This is a genomic window from Algoriphagus litoralis (assembly GCF_003259255.1).
In the GTDB taxonomy this organism is placed as follows: domain Bacteria; phylum Bacteroidota; class Bacteroidia; order Cytophagales; family Cyclobacteriaceae; genus Algoriphagus; species Algoriphagus litoralis.
Genome location: NZ_QGOL01000007.1, coordinates 159,260 through 183,441 on the forward strand (window position 1 = coordinate 159,260; position 24,182 = coordinate 183,441).

Sequence of the window (24,182 nt, forward strand, 5' to 3'; positions counted from 1 at the left end):
TAAAAAACATAAGGCTACTTTGCCTGGAAAGAATCCTCTACGATTCTAATAAAATCCACAGGTAAACAGGCCATCAGAACTGCAGTAGTCGCTAGCATTGGGACAGAGGTAAAGGGTCTAAAATTAAAAACCTTGAGAAATTTACCATCAATCGTTCTGATAGGATTAAGTTAGAGAACTACTGCCTAATTCCCCCCAACTCTTTTTCAAGTTGTTCCAATGTTTTCCCTTTAGTTTCAGGCAAAATCCTCCAAATCACCAAAAACCCTAAGCAGCAAATCATGCCATATAGCCAAAAATTATTGGCCCAGCCCAGATTTTCCTTGATCGCCGGAAAGCTATAGGTCAGGGTAAAATTCCCTACCCAATGAGCCAATGCCCCGATTGAAATGGCTGCTCCTCTAATTCGTGTTGGAAAAATCTCTGAAAGAATCACCCAAAGCAAGGGAGCTAAAGAAATGGAATAGAACATCACATTCAAAAGCACCAAAACTACCACATACCTACCTCCCAAATCAGCATAGAATGAATAGCCCAATCCAGCATAAATCAGGGTCATGGCACCAAGGCAGACCAGCAAAATAGATTTGCGACCAAACTTGTCCACCGTAGCAAAGGTCACAAAAATCGAAGCCACCATCACTCCACCGATCACCACGATATTGAGCATCATCTGCTTAAGCGTAAATCCTGCCGCCTGGAATATATCAGCTGCATAGTAGATCACCACATTGATTCCACTCCACTGCTGGAGGAAAGCCAAAAAAATCCCAATGGCGAGCAACTTGAGCACATTTTTGCCCAGCAGATCCCCTAAATTCACTTCGCCCAGATCGCCATCATCCAGCGTGGATCGCGTCTCTTCCAATGAATCTTTTGCGTAAGCCTCCCCTCCTATTTTCTTCAGAATCTTCATTGCTTTATCCTGCTGATTATTTTTGATCAGCCATCGGGTACTCTCTGGCACAAAAAACATCAGCACAAAAAACAACATTGCCGGAACCAATTCAGCACCAAACATCCAGCGCCAACCCTCTTGACCAATCCAACTAGTGGCGATTGCTGCAAAATCTGCATTTTCAGCTAAGCCCGTATCCAAAAGTGAAATTTGCCAATTGGCAACTTGCGCCAGGAGTACCCCGATCATCACTAAAAATTGATTGATCGTCACCAGCCGTCCTCGTTTTTCCGGAGGAGCCAATTCAGATATGTAAAGTGGGGAGAGATTCAGTGCGATTCCCATCGCAATACCTCCCAAAATCCGGTAAAAATTAAACCACCAGAACGTACCTGCCAGGGCTGTGCCCAGAGCGGAGATGGAGAATAATAGTCCCGAGAAAATCAGTAGTCGCTTCCGTCCAAGCCTATCGCTTAAGAATATACACAATGCGGCCCCAACCATACAGCCCACCAATGCTGAACTTGTACCCCAACCCTGATCTGCAACAGAGGTAATGTCGAAATACGGCTCATAAAAGGGCTTAGCACCTCCAATCACGACCCAATCGTAGCCAAATAAAAAACCGCCCAGCGCAGCGGTTATACTGATTAGCCAGATGTAGGTTTGATTGTAAGGGTAAGTTTGGGCCATGGTTTGTTTTGGATAAATTGAAATTGACCTCAAAAAATACCTGAATTTCTGAAAGATACAATCCTGTAAATTCCGGATCTCACACCGAATTGGGTCACTCCGCCTCCAACTTCAGAATTCCTTCAAAGGATCCCTTTAGATTTTGTGCGATAAAGTATTCCCAACTATCTTAAACACGACTCTAGCCAACTACCGACACAGCCCATGAAAATCCTCCTTGTGGAAGATAATCCCGAACTCACCCAAAACGTGGTCAACTACCTCTCCCTAGCGGGAATAATCTGTGAGTCAGCTCCTTCGCTCCACGAAGCGCAGGACAAAATCCTCAGCTTCGAATACGACTGCATTTTGCTTGACTTGATGCTGCCAGATGGGAATGGACTCGAGCTGCTCCAGATCATCAAATCTCAAAAAATCACTACAAATGTCCTGATCATCTCTGCCAAAGATGCGCTGGATGATAGACTGAAAGGACTGGACCAAGGGGCGGATGATTACCTTCCCAAACCATTCCATCTTTCAGAGTTGCTTGCCCGAATAAGAGCAATCTTTCGCAGATCCAAACTGGGAGGCTTTGATGCGGTAGTTTTCAATGAAATCACGATAGAAATCCATCAGCTACTAGCCAAAGTACATGATCAGGTTTTGGACCTGACTAAAAAAGAGTTTGACCTCTTACTGTTTTTCATCACCAACAAAAACCGGGTATTGGGAAAGCAAGCCATAGCCCAGCACCTTTGGGGAGATTACACCGATGACTTGGCAAATTTTGATTTTGTCTACCAGCATGTCAAAAATCTCCGAAAAAAAGTGACCGCAGCAGGAGGAAAAGACTACATCACGACAGTCTATGGTATCGGCTACAAATTTGACCCATTGGCACTTTAAACTTTACCCATATCCTTAAAATCACTGCAAAATCGCTCCCAGCCCTCGGCCAAAAGCGAAAATTTCTGAATCCAACCTCCCATGAAACTCATCAATATCATCACCCTTTGGTATCTCGGAATAACACTTGCAGCATTACTTGTAGGCGGATTTTTCATTTACAATAAACTGGAGGCTGAGATTGATTTTGAGCTGGGAATGGAGCTGACGAGGCAAATCGATGCCTATGCCGACCGAATCGAAAATGGTGTCTCTGCCGATAGACTACAGTACGACAAGCTTGAAATCGTCGAAATCCCCTATCAGCTGCCAATCGAGGAACTGAACCTCAGAGATACCTTGGCCTATCATGATCCGATGAATCAAAATGAAGTCCAGCTGAAGGCTAGCAAATCCTATAAAATAAATGGAAGACATTACCGGATTTCCTATTACAACTTGGTCGTAGAAGCCGAGGACATTACCGAAACCGTAGTGATCACCATGCTGGCGGTGTTTACGATTCAACTGGTTTTCATCGGATTCTTTTTTAGGATTATTTCAAAAAAAATCTTCCGTCCATTCCATGAAAGCTTAGATGCGGTGCAGTCATTTAGCTTTCAGAAGAATGAACCTCTGGAGTTTCAAAAAAATGGAATAGTGGAATTTGAAAAGTTGAATGATTTTCTGGAACGAATGACTAAAAAACTACTCAAAGACTACCGGCAAATCAAAGAGTTTTCTGAAAACCTTTCCCATGAAATCCAGACTCCTTCTGCCATTATTCGTGGCAAATTGGAGCACTTGATGAATGAAGAAATCACCGCGCAACAGGCCGAATTGATCAGTTCGGCTTACCAAAACAATGAGCGAATCAACCGAATCGTTCGTTCATTGGGGATCCTTGCCAAACTAGAAAACGAAGAATTTGAAGCGCCGGAGACAATAAATCTCAGCGCCATTACCGAAAAAATTCTGGCGGATCTGGAAGAATTGATGGCCATCCGGTCCATCCAAATAACGACTAAGATCGATCCGATGGTTTGGCTGGACATCCACCCTTATGTCGCAGAGGTACTGCTGAATAATCTGATCGGGAATTCCATCAAACACAATATGGACAAGGGCAAAATCAACCTTGAGCTGAATTCTCAATTTCTAAAAATTGAAAATACTGGCAGTGCTCCGACCATGGATCCAGAGGAATACCTGCAGCGATTCAAAAAAAGTAGCGACCATCCTGATTCAGTGGGTCTTGGACTGGCGATCGTGCAGCAGATCTGCAAAAATTATGGATTCAGACTCTTTTACAATTTCGAAAACAATATGCACGTCATTCGGATTCTATTTAGGTAGCCAACTTCAAAATTGGTACAAAATGTAACTGTACACTTGTATCAAAACCAACATTCTGCCCGATGAATCTTAGTAAATCTTTTCTGTTGATTTTATTCTTTTTCGCCTTACCTAGTTTGGTTTGGGCCCAAACCTTTAAAGTATCTGGAACCCTTAAAGATGCCCAACGGAAAGAGGTCTTGGGATATGTTCAGGTTGCGCTTTTTGCCGAAGGCGAAGAGACAAATCCTGAAGCCTACTCGGACTCTGACGAAAACGGAAATTTCACCCTCGAGGCTAAGCCTGGCACCTATACCTTCAAAGCATTTTTCCTCGGTTTTGAAGATCAGGTGATCACTGGCCTAAAGCTAAACAGTGACCTAGACTTAGGAGATATCCTAATGAAAAGTGAAGGCAAAAATCTTGAGGAGGTCGTAGTAGAAACTTCAAAAATGCCTGTCCGGTCAAGCCTAGAAGGGATCACGATCACACCTGAAAACAATATTGCCAACGCAGGTGGTACCCTGCTCGACATTCTGCGCAATACTCCCTCTATTGCTGTGGCTGATGATGGCACCATCTCCCTTCGAGGAAGTACCGGCACAAATATCCTGATCAATGGACGAAACTCCTCGCTGACTCAAAATCTCGATCAACTCCCAGCTAGCGCCGTGGAAGAGGTCCGTGTGATCAACAATCCCAATGCAAGGTTTGACGCCGAGGCAGAAGGTGGAGTGATCGACATCATTCTCAAAAAAGGCCAGGATCTCGGTACCCATGGCGGACTGGAAGCCACTTATGGTACTAGAAACAGAACCAATCTGGGAGGCAGAATAAATCACCGAAACACCAATTTCAACGTCTTTGCTGGATACAACTACAGAGACTGGAAGGATGTAGGAACCCGAAGATCTACCCGGGTGATTTTTGAAGATCAGGAGACTTTGACTCAGAACACGGATAATGTAAACCGCAACCAAGGCCATAATCTGAACTATGGAGCAGATTATTACTTTGGAAACAATGTGCTCAGCTATGAAGGTGTCTATCAATATGGTCAGGATTTTCAGACCAATACACTCTACGCGGAATTGGACCGAATGAACCAAGCCGGTGAAAATGAATCATTCGATTACGTGAGAAGAAATACGGAGGATGAAATCGACGAGGGACTGGACAACGCGCTGATTTTCGAGCACAACTTCAAAGACAAAGGGCATTTACTGCGATTCACAGCCAGTCATTCCTATCGAAATCAATTCAAAACACAGCGGATCGGGATTTTTGGCAACACCCTAAATCCCAGCAATGAAAATCTGACCGGTCAAGAACGAGCTTTTACGGATGAAGTGCGAAATATCTCAGTATTTCAATTTGACTACATCAAACCACTGGAAAACGGAAAGTTTGAAACAGGGTTGAAGTCCAACATCCGAAAGTTTGACAACGACTACCAATATTTGAGACGGGACGAAAGCACTCAGGATTTTGTGGAAGATCCCGCGGTAAGCAATCGTTTCTTGTATCAGGATCAAATCCATGCTGGGTATGCCGTGTACTCGTCTACCCGTGGAAAAGTGGAATATGCATTGGGACTTAGAGGGGAATACACACTGGTAGATACTTATTTGGAAAATACAGGCGAAGAGAACAAGCAGGACTATTTCAACCTATTCCCAAGCTTGCAGACCATGTATAATCTGAATGACAAGCACGCATTAAAATTCACCTACAGCCGAAGAATCGACCGTCCGACCGCCTGGAGATTGAATCCATTTCCAGACATCACCGATTCATTAAATATCAGAAGAGGCAATCCCAATCTTCAGCCTGAAATGATCAATTCCTTTGAATTTGGGCATTTGGCCAATTTTGAAAAATCGAGTTTCACCACAAATCTCTTTTACAGAAAAGTAAACGGACAATTGGACTTCATCACCTTCGTCGAAGACGGAATTTCTTATTCCCAGCCCGAAAACCTGCTTTCAGCTAGTTCTTACGGGATAGAATTTGTGGGAATCAGTGAAGTCAATGATTGGTATTCACTGAATGGTGGGGTAACACTATTCCGAATAGATGTAGATGGATCCAACATCAGCGAGGAATTCACCAACTCGGGATTTTCTTGGAATGTCAAGCTGATCCAGGACTTCCGACTTCCCTATGGACTCAATTTCCAATTGGCAGCAAACTACGATTCTCCAGAAGTAGAAGCACAGGGAAGAGACTTGGCTCAATACTATGTAGATGCGAGTCTGCAGCGATCTTTTTTTGAAGATCGGGGAAATCTATCCCTCAGCCTTCGAGATGTGTTTGATACACGACGATTTGCTGGAAATGCGCTTACCAATCGGTTTTCTCAGGATTTCTATGCCAAGCGGGAAACCAGAATCCTGTTAATGACTGCAAGATTTAATTTCTAAAAGAACAAGTCAGCAAAAAAACATATGCACAGCCACAGGGAAGGCTGTTGAAGATAAATTTTAGATAGATCGGGTTAACAAGAGAAGCACTGGCTCCATGGGCGGTGCCTCTCTCAAATTTTAAACCAAGAAAATCTCGGATAGCTTGTCAGCTTTTTAATTTGCAGAATTAGCTTTTGCAAAGACTATAAATCAATTTCAGGTGGATTGGCCGGATGAAAGATGAGTTTATCGCCTTTGGTTTTTTGCAAGAAATCAAAGAATATTAGCTCAGTTTGTGTTAAAAAATTAACCCCTGAAAACTATCCAGTTCTATTTTTAACATAGAAAAAATTTCCAAAAAAAAGTCCTGAAAAATCCACCCCACTCAAGCAGCGCATGGCCACATTCAATAATTTTTTCCCCGCTGATACAGTCATATTATCTCCTTTATTGATTTTCCAAAAATCATAAAAAGGCTTGCATAAGTTCGTAATCACTCAAAGTTCAGAACATTTTGGAGTTAGATTACTTAAAAACGGATAAAAATTTCATCAAAGAATGCCGAACAACTGATTTTTATGTTGAATTTGCGTCAATTTCATTTTCCTAATTGCTATCTCAGTCTTCCAATTCTCAAAACCAAATTCCATGAAAAAAATTGCACTTGTTTTTGTTTTGGTCATTTGCGCAGTGACAGGTTATTCCCAAGAACTTCGATTAAATACCTATGCGGGCTATGTCTTTGACGACAAAGTGGACAATTATTACTCATCAAACTCCTACTTCGAAGGAAAAATCCTTGGAGGATTCAGATGGGGAGCAGGAATAGAATACCAACTTCCCAGCTCCACAAAGGCGTTTGAACTTCAGTACCTAAATGAGCAGACTACCGCTCCTATCACCTATCTGGACGGAGGTTTGGGTGGTGGAATTGTGCAAAACTCCGTTTTTGACCTCTCAGAAAACTGGATTATGCTTAACGGCACCAATTATTTCCCAGTCAGCGATGTAGCAGAGCCATTTGTTGGGCTTGGAATCGGAATGGGAATTTTTAAAGCAACCAATCCTGATACTAGAAGAAGTCAAAACGCAACCAAATTTGCTTGGTCGGTTCGTGGTGGATCCAACTTCTGGTTTTCGGAGCGGGTTGGGATCAGAATCCAAGCTTCCTTGATGTCCGCTGTGCAAGGCGCTGGGGGTGGATTGTATTTTGGCACTGGAGGAGTAGGCGCTGGAGTTTCTACCTATTCGACCTTATTTCAATTTGGATTTGACGGAGGTTTGGTGTTCAAATTCCCTCAATAATCCAATGCGGGAAATGCTAAAAAAGAAGAAGTAGACTGCTACTTCTTCTTTTTTGACAGTCTAATTCGAGGACTTTTTCAATTTTCACCAAAGCTTTCGCTACTAAATCCTAGATTGGTTAATCAATCCCAAATTTTCCACTGCTAGTTACCCAGTCTATGAAATCAAAGCTCCTTGTCGGCCTAGTATTGGTAATCACATTTCAGGTTTCAGCACAGACGGATTCCGTTTCTTTTAAACCAAACAAATTCAACCAGTTCAAAGTCGTCCCACTCCCAGCGATCGGCTCCAATCCTGCCAACGGATGGCTTTTTGGCCTTGCTCCTTCGGCCACTTGGTATATGGGTGATCCTAGTACTACTAAGATGTCCAACTTGGTAGGAAACTTCCTGTACACCACTAAAAAACAATGGATCTTCAGCTCCAGAAGTAATATTTATCTCAATGAGAATAAGTTGATTCTCATCGGAGACTGGCGGTATTTTATCACTTCGCAGCCTACCTATGGCTTGGGAAGCAGCACGCCTAATGAACTGGGAATTACTCCATCACTGGGGGGAAGCTTATGGGGAGAACAACAGATGGACTTTAGGTTGCTCAGGTTTTATGAGGCGGCCTTGAAACGAATCGGTGATACCAAGTTTTACTTAGGCCTTGGGTACCATTTGGATATCCATTCCAAGATTGAAAATTATGCCGAATCAATCCCAGACTTCAATCCGATATTTTCTCATGATGCGTATAACAGCATCAAAGGATTCGATCTGGACAGCTATACACTTTCGGGATTTTCTTTAAACTGGGTAATGGAAAATCGGGACGTTGCTGTATCGCCTTATGAAAAGAATTTTGCCTGGGTTCAGTACAAAATCAACCCTTCATTTTTAGGTTCCGATCAGAGTTCATCCCTGTTGATGCTGGACTATCGACACTACATCAATTTGAGTGAAAAGCGCAAAAGAAACCTGATTGCACTTTGGGGTTTTGGCAACTTTGTAGTTTCTGGAAATGTGCCCTACATGAGTCTTCCATCTCTTACATGGGATATGTTTGGCAGGACCGGAAGAGGTTATGCCCAAGGAAGATTCCGAGGGGAAAGTATGGTCTATACCGAAGCTGAATGGAGATTTCCGCTTCAACAAAACAAGGAAACCTTCGGAGGAACTGTCTTTGTCAATGCAGCAAGCTTTAGCAGCAAAACAACCAATGAGTCCTTGTTCAACAAAATCAATCCTGGCTATGGAGTCGGCCTTCGAGTCATGATCAATAAACAGAACAGGACCACGATTTCGGCAGATTATGGATTTGGTCAAAAAGGGAATTCTGGCTTTTACCTGAATGTAAACGAAAGCTTCTAAACGAGATAGACTAGGAAATTTTAATAGTGTAGATGCCTTTAATTATGTATTAATTCTAAACAAAAACGCAGTTTTACAGGAATAAATTTTAAACCCAGTTCTTTATCCAAACATTAATTTTAAAGTATCATGAAAAAATTATTACTCTCAGCATTTATTTTGGTAGCAGTAGGCTTTGGAAATTCATTTGCCCAGACTGTAGATGAGGAAATCGCTTTAGTTCAAGAAGCTTTTGGCAAAGACAAAAAAGCGCTGGTGGAAGACTACATGGATCTAACTCCGGAAAAATCAGCAGCCTTTTGGACGATCTATGAAGCTTATGAAATAGAACGAAAAGAAATCTCAAAAGAGCGCATGCTCATCATCAATGAATACATTGAAGAATTCACCCGTATCGGAAATGAAGAAGCAGATGTGTTAGCCACCCGTTCTTTGAAAAATGACGCAAGACAGAATAAGCTTTATTCAGCTTACTATAAGAAGTTCAAAAAAGCGACTTCTGCTATGGATGCTGCAAAATTTATTCAGATTGAATTCTACATTTCCAATACCATCAGGAATGCAATTCAACAAGAGTTGCCATTCATTGGTGAAATCTAAAAACTCATAACCCTACTTACATTTACTTAACCTAGCTGGGATATTTTGTTAAATTGTTACTATCCAAGCTTTATTAAAATTCCACAATCAAATTTCTACTCTTTATGAAAAAAATTTCAATTATGGCCTGTATCGGCGCTTTAGCTTTGATGGCCTCCTGCTCACCAAGTACAAAAATCATCGGGTCTTGGTCAAGTCCTGAAAAACCAGCCGGCGGATTCAAAAAAATCCTCGTAAGTGGACTTACGAGCAATATTGTCAATCGACAGGCATTCGAAGAAGAACTCACTGCTACATTGAATGAGGATGGATTAGATGCAGAGAGCAGTTTGACCTTGATTCCTATCGGTTCGGCAAAAGATGAAGCAGGAATGGCAAAGGCACTTGATGCAATCCGTGAAAGAGGATTTGATGGTATCCTGACTGTGGCGCTATTGGATCAGACTTCTGAAACCCGCTATGTGCAAGGCACTACCACCTACTCTCCGATGTTATATGGAGGATATTATGGCAGATACACAGGATACTATGGCTACTATGGAGCGATGACCTATGATCCTGGATATTATACAACAGACAAGAACTATTACATCGAGGTCAATCTGTATGATTCAAAAACTGAAGCACTAGTGTGGTCCTCTCAGTCCGAAACTACCAATCCAGCCAATTTGGAAGCTTTTTCACACACTTTTGCAGGTGTAGTGGTCGATCAGATGATCAAAGACGGGATCATCGCGAAACCGGTAAAGAAATAATTCTTCTCAAAAGCAAAAAGCCCTTGAATTTCATCATTCAAGGGCTTTTTTATGTTCAAAGGTTAAGCAGCATTTCTGGTGGCATTGATAATGCCGAACATGGTGCGCAGAATTAATCGGTCGAGAATCTCCGTAGAAGATCCATTTTCTAGAATAGTCTGAATGGCATATTGCTGAATAGTGATCAATGGCAAAACGATTCGTTCACGGATTTCAATAGAACTTTTAGTCACTGGATTATCATCCAATAGCTCATCCATTCCGGCTATTTTCTTCAGTTTCTCCACCGAGCATTCAAATTCGCGGAAGAGCATCTGCCAGAATTCGCTGTATTCAGGATTGTCTTTTAAGTAGGCTGTGGCTGGATAGAAGCATTTTTTAAGGGACTGCATCGAATTGCTCAAAAGCGTCCGGAAGAATAGACTGTCTTGGTAAAGTTTCTGTAATTCTTCCATTCCTATCTCTTGCTCCATGGCTGTAATTGCCGATCCTACTCCGTAAAAGCCCGGAATATTCTGTTTCATCTGTGCCCAAGAACCGACAAAAGGTATCGCTCTCAGGTCTTCAAACTTAAGTCCAGAGCCCTTTCCTCGTTTTAGCGGTCGAGAACCGATATTGGTCATTCCAAAGAATTTCAGTGGGGCGACATGTTCGAGATAAGGGACAAATTTGGGATGGTTTTTAAGATCCTTATATTTTTCATAGCCTATGTTTGCCAGCCGCTCGATGAGTGCACGTTGCCGTTGGTCCAGGCTCTTTTCAAAATCAGGATACAGGTGATTTTCTACTCCCGCACTCAATAATTGCTCGAAATTATAGATACAGGACGCTTGCTTCCCATAGTTTGAGGAGATCGTCTGACCCTGAATAGTCACCTGGATCTCTGAATTCTCCACTTTTTCACCTAGAGAAGCATAGAAATTATGTAGGTTTCCTCCTCCTCTTGCTACTGGTCCTCCCCTGCCATCGAAGAAGACCACTTCGATGTTGTTTTCTCTCGAAACACGGGTCAGCTCTTCTTTTGCGATGAGGATTGACCAGTTTGCTTTCAGATACCCTCCGTCCTTGGTTCCGTCTGAGAAACCAAGCATGATATTTTGTTTATTACCACGACTTTTGAGGTGGGCCTGATATTCTGGCATCTGGTAGAGTTTGGTCATGATTTGGGGTGCCATCTCCAAATCATCTATCGTTTCAAAAAGAGGAACAATATCAAGAGGTAAATTCCCCGTTTGAACACCTAAAGTCAATTTTGCCATCTGATAGACTTCAAGGACATGAAGCACTGACTGACAGTTGGAAATGATATATCGGTGAAGTCCATCTTCGCCATTAGATTTCTGCACAGACTTCACAGTAGCTGTGGAGAGTAGCATTTCTTTATGAAAGGGCTCCTGGAATTGATCCACACTTGGCAGGGATTGGGTAGTCATGACCTTCTCAATGAGCTCGTCTTCCGTCCCTGTAAATTCTCGCCCTTGGATACTTAGAACTTCTTCCCAGAGTCCATCATGCTTGCGGCTGTCCTGCCTCAAATCCATGTAAGCGAAGTGAAATCCGAAAATCCGCACTTTGAGAATAAAGCGGTCCAAAAGATCCAAAAACAAACCGTCATGATATGTGATCAATGCCTCTCTTGCTTCAAAAAGTATAGCCAACAGATCCTCTTTGGAAGAGTAGATTTCTTTGTTTTCGAAGAGAGTGTAATAAATACCCCGCTCCGCTTTGACAATATGCTCCTCCACATGCTTGAAGGTCAGTCGCTTCCGGAGTTTCCTCAGATCACGATAATAGCAGCGCATGAGCCATTTTTTCAATCGATCCGCAACTTGAAGCGTGGTCTCATGGGTTACAAACGGGTTTCCATCCCGATCTCCTCCCGGCCAAAATCCCACCTTTAATATGGATGGATTTTCCCAAGTGTGAAGCGGCTGATTGAGTCCTTTGAGTAGGCGAATAATGATATCCGGAATGCTGTGGTAAAATACATTCTCCAGATACCAAATGAGACTGATTGCCTCATCAAAAGGAGTGGGTTTTTCCCGATTGATAAAACCTGTTTTTCCCAGTTGTTGAAGGAGAAGATTGATACTTTCCAGATCGTCGGTCCGAATGGCGTTCTCCAGATCAGTAATTATTCCGAGTACATTTCCTGGATAAAATTGTGTCGGGTGGGCGGTAAGGGTCAGTCTTACCGAAAAATTTTTCAGCTTTTCTACCAGTTGGTCTTTTTTTCGATCCGTTTCTACACGACTGATTAGCGCTTTGATGGACCCTTTGCCTCCGATATCATTGATCTTTTCGTAGGCTGCATCCTCTATAGAGTCAAACAAAACGACCTGACGCTCCACATATTGGATCATTTGGAAAAGAAAATCGGTTTGCGCCTTTCCTTTTTCACCAGGCATCATCTCTTCAAAAAAACCATCAATTATCTCCCGGGGAGTTTTTCCTTCGGCAAAACCTTTTTCACAGGCCTTTCCCAAAAAAGGCAGCAAGGTTCCGGTGACATAGATGTCATCAAATGGCAGATCTAAAAAAAGGCTGTTGTAAATCGTAAATCGCTTGGCGACTTGGGTATCATAAATTTGAAACATCCAGGGTCAGATTTGGTAGTTATGGCAAATTAATGAATTTTCTATTTTTCTGAAGGATATTTAGAAATTCAATAAGTTTTTGAATTATTTTTTTTCTTTTTGATCGATTTATTTCTTCTTTTTAGCAAAACAAGAAAAATATTAACACAATTTTTTTTTCTACTTTCATCTCATGAAATCCATTCCCGTCCTGACCTTGGCACTGATACTTGCTGCCTGCAATTCCCCAAAACAAGAAAACCAATTGGCTAATACCCCTCCTACCCCTACCAGCTATGAATTTCTGGTCGGCACCTATACTGACTCTCCCATTCAGGGTATCAATCACCTCTATTTTTCACCAGAAGAAAATATCCTGACGGTAGAGACAATTGCAGGAGGCATAGCCAATCCTTCTTTTGTCATCGCAAGCAAGGATGGAAAACGGGTTTTTGCACTGGAGGAAGAATCTGGCACTCCAGGTGGACAGATTCTCAGCTTTGCAAGAGACACTATGGACAATTCCCTCCGCCTGATCGACCAAAAAGAGTCAGGAGGAGATCATCCTTGCCATATTTCGATCTCTCCAAATGAGGATTTTGTCATTTTGGGAAATTATACCGGAGGTAGTCTCAGTGTATTTAAAGTCTCCCCGGAAGGCAGCCTGACCCATGTTCAAACCATCCAGCATACCGGCAAAAGTGTCAATCGAGACCGACAAGAAGCGCCACATGTCCACAGCACCACGTTTGATCCTGAGGGCAAGCGGGTTTTGGTCGCAGACTTAGGCACAGACAAGCTCTACGTGTATGATTTTGATGCAACGCGCACCGAACCTCTTTCACTTTCAGGAGAATTTCCTGTGACGCCAGGAGATGGCCCTAGGCATTTGACTTTTTCAGCAGATGGCTCAGAGGTATTGGTAGTGCAGGAAATGGCTGCTGCTATGGATGTATTTTCCTACCAAAATGGCGAATTGGAGCTCAAACAAGAAATCTCCTTGCTCGAGGAGGGATTCACCGGAAATGTGGGTGCTGCTGAGATCCGACTTTCTCCGGATGGCAAGCAGGTCTATGTGTCCAATCGGGGTGATGCCAATACCATCTCCGTATTTGGAAGAAGGCCTTCAGGAGAGTACGTTTTGGTACAAAATATTCCATCTGGAGGACTCATGCCTAGAAACTTCAATCTCAGCTCCGATGGAAAATATCTTTTTGCTGCACACCAAGCCAGCAATGACATTGTGGTTTTCGAGCGGGATCAATTTACTGGAAAACTGACTCCAACGCCTTGGAAAGCAGAAGTAAACAAGCCTGTGTATCTTTTCAGACTGGAGGATTAGGAGGGATTTTGCCAGCCAATTTCAGGATGGTACCGAATGAATCCTGACTGGATTTTCAGCGGCGATTCGAGATTATTGTGGTATAATTTTCCGGTGCCTAGACCTTGAGGAATGTTGGAGTCAAACGTAGAGGCCAATTGGGAAATCGCATTGAGGCCGATATTGCTTTCCAAGGCGGAGGTCATCCACCAACCGATTCCCCGTTCTTCGGCCAGCTTGATCCACTCTTGGGTTTCGAAGATTCCTCCAACTAAAGTTGGTTTCAATATGATATGCTGTGGCCGAATCTCATCGAGCAGCTCCTCTTTATTTCGCACAGCGATCAATTCTTCGTCCAGCGCGATATCCAAAGGAGTGACTTGGCATAGCGTCCGCATTGCTGCCCAATTACCTGCAGGAATGGGCTGTTCGATACTTTGAATATCAAATTCAGCCAATTTTTCAAGTTTTGCCAGTGCTTCGGTTGGAGAAAAAGCTCCGTTTGCATCGACACGCAGAATGATTTGCTCAGGAGAAAACTTAGCGCGGATATAGCCTAGAAGCGCTGTTTCTTGCTCAAAATCAATCGCTCCAATCTTCATTTTGATACAACTGAATCCGTCCTTCAACTTCTGATCGATCTGCTCCAGCATAAAATCCCGATCCCCCATCCAAATCAATCCATTGATGGGAATCGGCTTTTGCTTATCAAAGAAGCCATTGGCTAAAATTCGTTTTTTACCTCCATTTATCCAGTCCAAAATGGCTGTCTCCAACCCAAATCGAATCGAAGGCAGCTCAAATGGAAGTATTTCTTTCAATTTCAAAAGCACTGACTTTGGATCAAGGTCCCAAGATTCCAGCGATAACTTTTCCAGCAAATTCCCCAAAATCACTTCAAAATCTTCTCGGTAATCCGGGCTAAGCTGGACGAGTGGGGCTGCTTCTCCCCAGCCCATGATGTTGGGATTTTTTGGGTCCAGAGCTTTGATCCAATAGACATCTCTGGTCTTCAGGACTCCCCGGGAAGTACCGGCATCAAATCTGAAAATGAGTGTACGCTTACGGTATGAAAACTGAAGTTGAACTGTGTTTACCATGGATTACTAACCAAAAACAAAGGGAAATGGCTGACTGAAACCTATATTTGCAGCCGAAAATTAATTAGAAATGGAGATTCCGAAGATCGACCTGAAAGATTACGAATATACACTCCCCGAAGAGCGCATCGCCAAATTTCCCTTAGAAAAGCGGGATTCTTCTAAGCTTTTGCACGTAAGAAACGATCGGGTAGAACATCTACACTTCTACAATCTTCCCGAGGTACTCGCTGCAGATACACTTTTGGTCTACAATGACACCAAGGTAATTCCGGCACGATTGATTTTCCAGCGGGAAACTGGCGCGAGGATCGAGATTTTCCTATTGCAGCCAATTGCTCCCACGACTGTAATCCCAGAGATCATGCTGGCAAAGCACCCTGTCACTTGGGAAACCATGATTGGCAACGCCAAAAAATGGAAAGATGGTGAACTCCTCAAAGGTCAAATCTGGGTAAACGGGAAAGAAATCCTCTTATCCGCAGAACTTGTCGATCGGGAAAATAAGGCGGTGAGGTTTTCTTGGAATGATTCGGAAGTTGCTTTTGTCGATCTAGTGGAGGCAAGTGGAGAAGTCCCGCTTCCTCCCTATCTCAACCGAAAACCGACTGAATCAGACAAATCCCGCTATCAGACTGTCTATTCCAAAAAAGAGGGTGCAGTGGCAGCACCGACTGCCGGACTACACTTTACAGATGAAATTTTCGAAAAGCTTCGGAAAAAGGGAATCCAGGAAGCACAAGTGACACTGCATGTCAGTGCGGGAACTTTTCAGCCGATTAAAGCCGAGAATATCCTCGAGCATCCAATGCACAGCGAGCAGATTCAAATCACAAGAGAAACGATCGAAAAGCTTTTGGCACAAAAAGGGAATACCGTGGCTGTGGGCACCACCTCGGTCAGGACGCTGGAAAGTCTCTTTTGGTATGGGGTTAAGCTATTAGAAGGTAAAGGAGAAGAATTCCGGATCGAAAAACTTTTTGCCTACGAAAACCGAAAAAATGTACCTTCAAAGTCTGATTCACTCCAAGCTATCTTGGATTTGATGGATAGAGATCGAGTGGATACTATTCTGGGAAGTACCGAAATTTTCATCTTTCCCGGGTATAGATACCGGATGATCCAAGGCTTGATTACCAATTTCCATCAGCCTGGATCGACTTTGATTTTGCTGATTGCGACGATTTTGGGAGAGAAGTGGAGGGAAATTTATCAGGAAGCGTTAGAAAATGACTATCGATTCTTGAGTTACGGGGACAGCAGTTTGCTTTGGATTTAATCCGGGTGATTGCCTAGTTTTTGGATGCCGTTGACCAGGTCATGGTAATAGGTCCTTCCTACTGGAACCAGATCTGTAGCCACTTTGATCTCACGTGTATTTATGGCGTTGATTTCAGACACTTGGACGATATAGCTCTTGTGGATTCGTATGAATTTTTCAGAAGGAAGCGCCATTTCAAAGTCTTTCAGGATATTTCTCACCGAAAAAACTGAATTTCTAGCCACAAGTGTGGTATAATTCCCATCGCCTTTGAGCCAGAGAATATCATCATATTTTACTTTGACTAGACTGCCTTCGTGTCGTACAAAAATTGCGTCTTTGATCAGCAGTCTTTCTTCCTGCTCAAGTTCAGAAGGAGCTTGATGCTTTTCATTTCCATTTATTTTGATTTCCTCCAGTAATTCTTTCATGATATCAGCATTTTAGGGGGAAACAGGGTGTGGCATGAATTTGTTTTCTGATCTGGTTATCTTTCCTGGTTGAGTTTTTCCTAGACTATTATTTAAATACTGAATTTTCCATTAGTTGATTCCATCCTTGGATTTCAAGCAATTGCTGGCGTTTTTTGTTAATTATTCAAGTCAGATGAACTCCAAAGGATCCATTTTTTTGCTCGGTTTATTTTTGATTTTTTCCTGTGGGGAAAAAGAACAACCAGCGGGAAATGTCGGAAGGGTCACGATCACAGGAATAGAGCTTCAAGACGCCACCAAACCAAACGGCAGGTCGAATGCTACTTTTCAGTGGGAACACGTATTTACCGATCAACTACAGCTAACCTTTACCAAATCCGGAGGGGAAAGCTTCAACCTCACGCTCAACCCCAATGAGCTAAGTCAATCCAACACCATTGAACTACCTTTTGGAACCTATGAATACAGTGGCATTTCTACGGCTCAGGACGTATCGGAAACGCTACCCATCACCGCTTCAGGTCAAATAATCGTAGACGAAGCAGCAGAGGTGATTTCGATCCAAGCGAGTTCCGATTTCGGTTTACTCACTATTTCGAAGTCAGTGCTTTCCAAGGCTCCAGAAATCATAGAACCCCAGCTAGGAACCTACTTTTCCACCTCTGATTTTTATTTCGCTTACGCTAAAAACGGCACCACCTTAAAATCCATTATTTCTCTGGAAAATGGAAATTCCTTTCGATTGGTGGAATCAGCAAAAAGTTTTATTCACCAGCATTTTCAATTTCTGGATGCATCGGTCAGCTCACCAGATTCCTTTCAATTTGTGGATTTCGCCCTTTCCGTAAGGCGATTTAATCTTAGCGGAAATGGCTATCCGGAGGTTCTTTTCCCCTATTCGATCCATGATTTGGGATCAAACATGGACGAGACCTCGGGTCTTCAACTGATCCAAGGAAGGCTGTTTTCAATCAATGATGGAGGAAATTCAGCAGAAATCCAGGAAATCAATCCAGCGAGCGGAGAGTTGATCCGAACCATAAAAGTCAGCGGTCTTCCCAATGTGGATTGGGAAGACCTAGCCGCAAGTTCGACGCATTTGTTTATTGGAGATTTTGGAAATAATCTGGGGAATAGGACTGACCTGAAAATTCTTAAAATCCCGATACCTGCACTTTTGACACAAAATGAAGTCACTGCAGAAGAGATTCGGTTTAGCTACTCAGACCAAAGCGATTTTTCCGGAGCAAATCCCAACCATAATTTTGACTGCGAAGCGATGATTTTTTGGGAAAACAAACTCCACCTTTTCTCCAAAAATCGGGGAGATCAGCAAACCAAACGATACAGCCTTTCCACCACTGCAGGTACACAAGTCGCTGTCTTGGAGCAAAGTTTTGATTCGAAAGGATTGATCACAGGTGCGGATATCAGTCCTGATGGGAAAAATGTGGTCTTGCTTGGCTATGAAGACCGAGGGGTAAATTCGAGATCCTTTATCTGGACTTTTTCCTCAGTTTCCGCATCCGTTTTTTCTGGGGTTGGCAATCAATTTTTTCTGGGAAGTCCTGCAGGCCTTGGGCAAACTGAAGGCATTGTCATTGATTCAAAAATGGAATTAACGGTTTCGGGGGAACGAATCAGTTTTAGCGGACTGACTGTTCCCCCGAAAGTATTTAAGGTGGATTTGGCTGGAATTTTTACGCCTTAAGCCTTTCTCATCTGCTTGTAGGCATTGATTAGACCATTGGTCGAGCTGTCATGGGAAGTCACTTCCTCGTCTCCCTGAAGTTCCGGTAGGATGCCGTTTGCGAGGACTTTTCCTAGTTCCACTCCCCACTGGTCAAAGCTGAAAATATTCCAGACAGCACCCTGTACAAAGATCTTATGCTCATACATCGCGATCAGCTGACCTAGGGTATAGGGGTTGATTTCCTTCACCAAAATAGAATTGGTAGGTCGGTTGCCTTCAAAGACGCGGTGAGGGGCAATCTTCTCGATTTCTTCATCCGATTTTCCAGCTTTTTTCATCTCAGCAGTCACTTCTTCCAGTGATTTTCCTTTCATCAGAGCTTCGGTCTGCGCAAAGAAATTGGACAGGAGCTTTTGATGATGGTCACCGATAGGGTTATGGGAAATAGCGGGAGCAATAAAATCACAGGGAATCAGGTGCGTCCCCTGGTGAATCAATTGATAAAACGCGTGCTGTCCATTGGTGCCGGGTTCGCCCCAGATGATCGGCCCTGTGGAGTACGTTACCTTTTGGCCACTACGTGTGACATATTTGCCATTGCTTTCCATATTTCCCTGCTGAAAATAGGCCGCAAAGCGATGCATGTATTGATCGTAAGGCAAAATCGCCTCTGAAGTAGCTCCAAGAAAATTGGTATTCCAAATCCCAATCATAGCTAAGACCATAGGAATATTCCGCTCAAAAGCGGTATGACGGAAGTGTTCATCCATAGAATGGGCCCCTGCGAGCAATTTCTCAAAATTCCCAAATCCAATCACACAGGCAATCGGCAATCCTATGGCCGACCAAAGGGAATACCTTCCTCCTACCCAGTCCCAAAACTCAAACATATTGGCTGGATCGATTCCAAAAGCCGCCACTGCCTTGGCATTGGTTGATAGGGCGACAAAGTGCTTGGCAACTGCTGCTTCGTCCTTCGCTTTTTCCAAAAACCACGACCTTGCAGTATGTGCATTTGTCATCGTCTCTTGAGTGGTAAACGTTTTGGAAGCGATAAAGAAAAGCGTGGTCTCCGGATCGACCTTTTTGAGTGTTTCGGAGATATGCGTTCCGTCTACGTTGGACACAAAGTGAATCTCTAGCTCGGGATTTTGGAATGGTTTCAGCGCTTCTGTCACCATCACGGGCCCCAAATCGGACCCGCCGATGCCGATATTTACCAAAGATTTAATTGGCTTTCCTGTATAGCCCAGCCATGTGCCTCCATGGATCTGATCGGAAAAAGCTTTCATTTGCGCCAAAACGGCATTGATGTCAGGCATGACGTCTTTTCCATCGACATAGATCGGATGACCTTTTCTATTTCGTAATGCGGTATGCAATACGGCTCTATTCTCCGTCTGATTGATAGCTTCACCGGAAAACATCGCCTCGATGGAGTCCTGTATTCCAGTTTCCCGAGCCAAATCCATCAACGCCAGCAAAATGCCGTCAGAGATCCGGTTTTTGGAAAAATCAACCAGAATATCCTCAAAGTGAACACTGAATTCCTCAAATCTCCCCGGGAACTCAAAATGCGAGGCAATGGTGTGGTCTTTATGTTTTTCGACGAGCTCGAGTAGTCTGGACCAAGCTGGAGTTGTCGTTGGATTGATAGCTTTCATGGACTATTGGTTAATAGGGTTGAAGGACAAAAATAAGATTTAAATCGTGTCTATGACCCAAACGCTGTTGAAGGGAGTTTAATTTTCAATCTCTTTTTTTTAACAAAGGGTTAATATACCCCACAAGCTGACTTCGTAGACTTTGAAGAATTAAGGGTAAAAAGTTTTATCCCTAACAAACCAAGGAAAGGGAATATCCTTTGATTGGACAGTCTAAAAAATATTTGACTTTGATTGATGTCCAAAAAACATTTCATTTGAATTTCAACTTTCTCAATTTTTGTGATACTCCTTTTTCTTAAGATTTTAATTATTCTGTTTTTCATTTTCACATGGATTCCATTGATCAAATGGGACCATTGGTGGATTCGGGTGTTTGATTATCCGCGTTTTCAAAAATTAACCATACTTGCTGCATTATTTGTCCTATGGATAATTTTTGCAAGGGGAGAGAAGGAATTTTGGTGGTGGGCATTCGGCATAGCTGTTAGTTTGGGCTACTTATTATTTTTGGTTTGGCCCTATTCTCCTTTTGGGAAAAAAATGATCCAAATGATCCCATACGATAGTCAAAATGGGATTCACTTAATCGTAGGCAATGTCTACCAATACAACAAAAATTACAGCAAAGCCCTTCAGTTAATCCAGAGTGAGGACCCAGATTTGGTTTTCCTCGTCGAAACTGACCAATCCTGGGCTGATGCCTTAACATCACTTCACAGCATCTATCCTCATCGGATTCTTTTGCCTTTGGATAATACGTATGGGTTGGTGCTATATTCCAAACTATCCATCCTGAGGCAAGAGATCAACTATCTGATCAGCGAAGATATACCTTCCTTAGAACTCGATATAGAGCTCCGCAATGGAAAACAGATTACCATCTATGCCATTCACCCCACTCCACCTGTACCCGGAGAAAGTCTCAAATCAACCGAGCGGGATGCAGAGATTTTAATTGTAGGAAAGAAATCAAAAGAAAATCCCCTACCATCTTTAGTGATTGGAGACCTCAATGACGTGGCTTGGAGCTACACGACTTCACTCTTTCTAAAAATCTCAGAAATGGCCGATCCACGAAGAGGAAGAGGGTTTTACAATACTTTTCATGCAAAGTATCCTTACTTTAGGTGGCCGCTGGACCATGTGTTTTTGAGTAAGCACTTTGGGCTATCCAAGATTCATGTTCTTCCGCCTATTGGATCGGATCACTTCCCAATCGAGCTGAAAGCCACATTGACCCAATCGAAAAACACAGCATCAGAAAAAGCCTCTCCTGAAGAAAAAAAGGAAGCAAATGAAAAAATCACCAACGGGCATCGGGAGAGTGAGGTCCAAAATTCTAAGTAAAAATTCCTAAACCTTGAGTTTCAAAATGATTTCCTTTCGTTTTGTACTAGTTCTTTCGCTTTTTCTTTCCCTTTCACCCTTATTTGGACAAACTAATGCCCCTATTCCTTTAAATAAGCATTTTTTTGAGATCAACCCAACTGACTCTGCTCATTATTTCTACAACAAACTTGTTTCCTATACCGCTGATTCGGTGAAGATCGAACGGATTTTCACTTTGGAAAATAAGCTAGTTCGAATCGATCGTACGCATCCAAAGGACCCGCAGTACATGGAATATTCGATTGAAAAATATGCTCAAGACGGGAAACTGATTGAAAAAACAACGATAAACTTAGCTAATACAAAATACCTCAGCACCTACTATCATGAAAATGAACAAGTAGGACAGGTCATGTATCGAGGAGAAAGCAAATACCTCATTTTTCGAAAGGGATATTCAGAACCTCGAGAATCTCTATACAATGACTTTCTCCCTAATCCTATCGAAACAAAAAAGGTCTTTACAGCATTCATTAGCCCCAAAGTCAAGTTTTATCCTAGTGAATTTCCTATCTACTCCCAGAGTATTTGGATCGCGATTTTGATTGATGAATCCGGAGAAGTATGCCAAATCGAATAGGCCAATCCTTTGGGATGTGAAGAGCGATTTGTTAAAAGGTACGTTAAGGCCATTCAAAGTTGGAAAGAAGGCTTTACTCCAGCCTTAGATCTCCTGGGAAAACCCATAAGCCAATGGTTTTATGTTCATTTTCATTTTGGGAGTCCAAAACGAAAGGAGTAGCAGAAACAAAAAAACCGACCATTTCTGATCGGTTTCATGCTTTAGTTTCCTCCTGCGGCTTTCTCTTCTGCTTTCGCTTTTCGCTTAAAGCCCTTATTGAATGGCCAGGTATATTCCAATGCCTCCATCCCTTTGTTGAGATTGTATGTCGCCGAATCAGTATTTTCCAAGGTGCTCTTAAGCGATTTTGCAAACTCAGGGTCATTGAGCAGCATACCCATAGAATTGTCTGTAGAGTTCAGCTTATCGGTGATTTCACTCAGTTTTTGGGTCATTTCCTGAGAGTTTGCAGCAGTAGCTCTGAGGCTTTCCATGCTTGCTTTCAAGTCAGTCACCATGGTGGTATCTGTCACCAAGTCATTGAATAGATTTCCCTCCTTGTTCAGTTTAGCCGTAAAGGAATTCAGTTCGTTGATGATCCGCAGGCTATTTGAGGACGCCCGATCCAAATTAACTAGAATATCTTTGAAGTTTTGGGCAAGTGTAGAATCGGTCATCACCGCTCCCACTATTCCCTCTCCCTCGGCAATTTTGCTAGTCAGCACCTTTAGGTTTTCGGTGATCCCCACTAGGTTTTCATTGTTTACCTGCAGCGTCTCCATCATCTGATCGGTATCGAGCGGCATGACAGACTCCAGTCGATCCCCATCTTCCACTGCCGGAGAATCTGTACTTCCACCATAAATGACGATGATCTTATTCCCAATCAAACCATCCGAACTGATGGTTGCTTTGGAATTTTTACGGATAAAATCAGCTACTGATTTTTCCACGTTCATTTCGATTTCTACTTGGGACTCGCCATAGAAGTTGATCTTGCGAACCGTCCCGATTTTCACCCCGGAAAACCAGATGTTATTGCCAGTCTGCAATCCACCGATATCGTCAAAGACGGTCTTCAGATGGATGGATTTCACAAATTTCTTTTGCTGGCCTCCCAGCGTCAAAACGCCGGTAACCAAGATTGCTATTCCCAGAAACACAAAAATGCCTACCAGGACTGATCGTTTATTTTCTCCTCTCATGAGTTTATAAAATTATAATCGTAGAATGATTTGATGCGCTCGTCATCAGCATTTGGAAATACTTCATCAAATGTGCCCACCGCGCCGAATTGCCCATCCAATAAGACTGCCATGCGATCACCTGTCTGCTTGGCGCATGTCAAATCATGGGTTATCACGATGGAAGAGGTCTTGTACCGCTCCCTTACTTCCAAAATCAGGTTATTAATATCCCCACAGGTGATCGGATCCAATCCTGCAGTCGGTTCATCATAGAGCATGATGGCTGGATTCAGGATCAGAGTACGTGCCACGCCGATTCGTTTCTTTTGCCCACCCGATAGTTCGGATGGCATCTGGTTGATCGTCTGAGGAAGCCCGACAGCATCCAATAGCTCTTCTATCCTCAGGTTGATTTCCTTTTTGGTCAGGTTTTTTTCATTTCGCACCAAAGGAAACTCCAAGTTTTCTCTGACAGTCATACTGTCGTACAAGGCGGAATTCTGAAAGGAAAACCCGATTTTCAGACGAAGTTCATTCAGTTTCCTTTTGTTCAAGTTGGCTACCTCTTTTCCAAAAACAGACATACTTCCTGAATCTTGGGTCAATAGTCCCACCATGATCTTGATCAAAACGGACTTACCTGTACCAGATTTCCCCAAAACGACGAGGTTTTCTTCCCGGTACAAGTCCAGATCTACTCCTTTCAGCACCTCGAGATCACCAAATGCTTTCTTTAACCCTCTTATTTCGACTACTTTTTCCTGTAGATTCATAAC

At 42.9% G+C, this 24,182-nt stretch carries 19 protein-coding genes; 12 read left to right on the top strand and 7 right to left on the bottom strand.

Going from position 1 to position 24,182, the window contains the following annotated elements:
• Positions 1-178: 178 nt before the first annotated feature.
• A complete protein-coding gene (locus DK188_RS08370) occupies positions 179-1,591 on the bottom strand; it encodes a sugar porter family MFS transporter (RefSeq protein WP_111670367.1) in 1,413 nt (470 codons plus the stop codon).
• Between the two features lie 204 nt (positions 1,592-1,795).
• Here DK188_RS08370 and DK188_RS08375 point away from each other — a divergent pair, with 204 nt between their 5' ends.
• The 7 genes from DK188_RS08375 (at position 1,796) to DK188_RS08405 (ending at position 10,216) form a co-directional block, all read left to right on the top strand.
• Complete coding sequence (locus tag DK188_RS08375; RefSeq protein WP_111670368.1) at positions 1,796-2,479, top strand: response regulator transcription factor; 684 nt, start codon at positions 1,796-1,798, stop codon at positions 2,477-2,479.
• A gap of 81 nt (positions 2,480-2,560) precedes the next feature.
• Positions 2,561-3,814 carry a sensor histidine kinase gene (locus DK188_RS08380; protein ID WP_111670369.1) on the top strand — a complete coding sequence of 418 codons (1,254 nt, stop codon included), beginning with the start codon at positions 2,561-2,563 and terminating at the stop codon, positions 3,812-3,814.
• A 62-nt stretch (positions 3,815-3,876) separates the two neighbouring features.
• On the top strand, positions 3,877-6,216 hold the full coding sequence (locus DK188_RS08385) for an outer membrane beta-barrel family protein (RefSeq protein WP_111670370.1): 2,340 nt from the start codon (positions 3,877-3,879) through the stop codon (positions 6,214-6,216).
• Between the two features lie 630 nt (positions 6,217-6,846).
• Positions 6,847-7,503 carry a porin family protein gene (locus DK188_RS08390; protein ID WP_111670371.1) on the top strand — a complete coding sequence of 219 codons (657 nt, stop codon included), beginning with the start codon at positions 6,847-6,849 and terminating at the stop codon, positions 7,501-7,503.
• A 158-nt stretch (positions 7,504-7,661) separates the two neighbouring features.
• On the top strand, positions 7,662-8,861 hold the full coding sequence (locus DK188_RS08395; protein ID WP_111670372.1) for a BamA/TamA family outer membrane protein: 1,200 nt from the start codon (positions 7,662-7,664) through the stop codon (positions 8,859-8,861).
• Between the two features lie 129 nt (positions 8,862-8,990).
• Positions 8,991-9,461 (top strand): hypothetical protein, encoded by a 471-nt coding sequence (locus DK188_RS08400; RefSeq protein ID WP_111670373.1) that lies wholly within the window; start codon positions 8,991-8,993, stop codon positions 9,459-9,461.
• Between the two features lie 104 nt (positions 9,462-9,565).
• On the top strand, positions 9,566-10,216 hold the full coding sequence (locus tag DK188_RS08405) for a hypothetical protein (RefSeq protein WP_111670374.1): 651 nt from the start codon (positions 9,566-9,568) through the stop codon (positions 10,214-10,216).
• 62 nt (positions 10,217-10,278) lie between these two features.
• On the opposite strand, the gene DK188_RS08410 is transcribed toward DK188_RS08405, so the two are convergent.
• Positions 10,279-12,813, bottom strand: a complete 2,535-nt coding sequence (locus tag DK188_RS08410) for a phosphoenolpyruvate carboxylase (RefSeq protein WP_111670375.1) — start codon at positions 12,811-12,813, stop codon at positions 10,279-10,281.
• A 172-nt stretch (positions 12,814-12,985) separates the two neighbouring features.
• Here DK188_RS08410 and DK188_RS08415 point away from each other — a divergent pair, with 172 nt between their 5' ends.
• On the top strand, positions 12,986-14,134 hold the full coding sequence (locus DK188_RS08415; RefSeq protein WP_111670376.1) for a lactonase family protein: 1,149 nt from the start codon (positions 12,986-12,988) through the stop codon (positions 14,132-14,134).
• Here the strand turns inward: DK188_RS08415 and DK188_RS08420 are convergent.
• Positions 14,131-15,213: an o-succinylbenzoate synthase gene (locus DK188_RS08420; RefSeq protein ID WP_111670377.1), complete on the bottom strand. Its 1,083-nt coding sequence runs from the start codon at positions 15,211-15,213 to the stop codon at positions 14,131-14,133. The genes DK188_RS08415 and DK188_RS08420 overlap by 4 nt on opposite strands.
• A 70-nt stretch (positions 15,214-15,283) precedes the next feature.
• On the opposite strand from DK188_RS08420, the gene DK188_RS08425 reads away from it, so the two are divergent.
• On the top strand, positions 15,284-16,492 hold the full coding sequence (locus DK188_RS08425) for an S-adenosylmethionine:tRNA ribosyltransferase-isomerase (RefSeq protein WP_111670378.1): 1,209 nt from the start codon (positions 15,284-15,286) through the stop codon (positions 16,490-16,492).
• On the opposite strand, the gene DK188_RS08430 is transcribed toward DK188_RS08425, so the two are convergent.
• The gene (locus DK188_RS08430) at positions 16,489-16,905 is read right to left on the bottom strand and encodes a LytR/AlgR family response regulator transcription factor (protein ID WP_111670379.1); all 417 of its coding nucleotides are present in this window, start codon (positions 16,903-16,905) and stop codon (positions 16,489-16,491) included. The genes DK188_RS08425 and DK188_RS08430 overlap by 4 nt on opposite strands.
• 175 nt (positions 16,906-17,080) lie before the next feature.
• Between DK188_RS08430 and DK188_RS08435 the strand changes: the two genes are divergently transcribed.
• Complete coding sequence (locus DK188_RS08435; RefSeq protein ID WP_157963200.1) at positions 17,081-18,619, top strand: hypothetical protein; 1,539 nt, start codon at positions 17,081-17,083, stop codon at positions 18,617-18,619.
• Here the strand turns inward: DK188_RS08435 and pgi are convergent.
• Positions 18,616-20,265, bottom strand: coding sequence for a glucose-6-phosphate isomerase (gene pgi / locus DK188_RS08440; protein ID WP_111670381.1), 1,650 nt, complete (start codon positions 20,263-20,265; stop codon positions 18,616-18,618). The two genes, DK188_RS08435 and pgi, sit on opposite strands and share 4 nt — an antisense overlap.
• 552 nt (positions 20,266-20,817) lie before the next feature.
• Between pgi and DK188_RS08445 the strand changes: the two genes are divergently transcribed.
• Entirely contained in the window at positions 20,818-21,615 is a 798-nt protein-coding gene (locus tag DK188_RS08445; RefSeq protein ID WP_232825692.1) for an endonuclease/exonuclease/phosphatase family protein, read from the top strand.
• A gap of 25 nt (positions 21,616-21,640) precedes the next feature.
• On the top strand, positions 21,641-22,237 hold the full coding sequence (locus tag DK188_RS08450) for a hypothetical protein (protein WP_111670382.1): 597 nt from the start codon (positions 21,641-21,643) through the stop codon (positions 22,235-22,237).
• Positions 22,238-22,440: 203 nt separating this feature from the next.
• Here the strand turns inward: DK188_RS08450 and DK188_RS08455 are convergent, their stop codons facing one another.
• Complete coding sequence (locus DK188_RS08455) at positions 22,441-23,424, bottom strand: MlaD family protein (RefSeq protein ID WP_111670383.1); 984 nt, start codon at positions 23,422-23,424, stop codon at positions 22,441-22,443.
• Positions 23,421-24,179, bottom strand: a complete 759-nt coding sequence (locus tag DK188_RS08460) for an ABC transporter ATP-binding protein (RefSeq protein WP_111670384.1) — start codon at positions 24,177-24,179, stop codon at positions 23,421-23,423. The genes DK188_RS08455 and DK188_RS08460 overlap by 4 nt, the downstream gene beginning before the upstream one ends.
• Positions 24,180-24,182 lie beyond the last annotated feature (3 nt).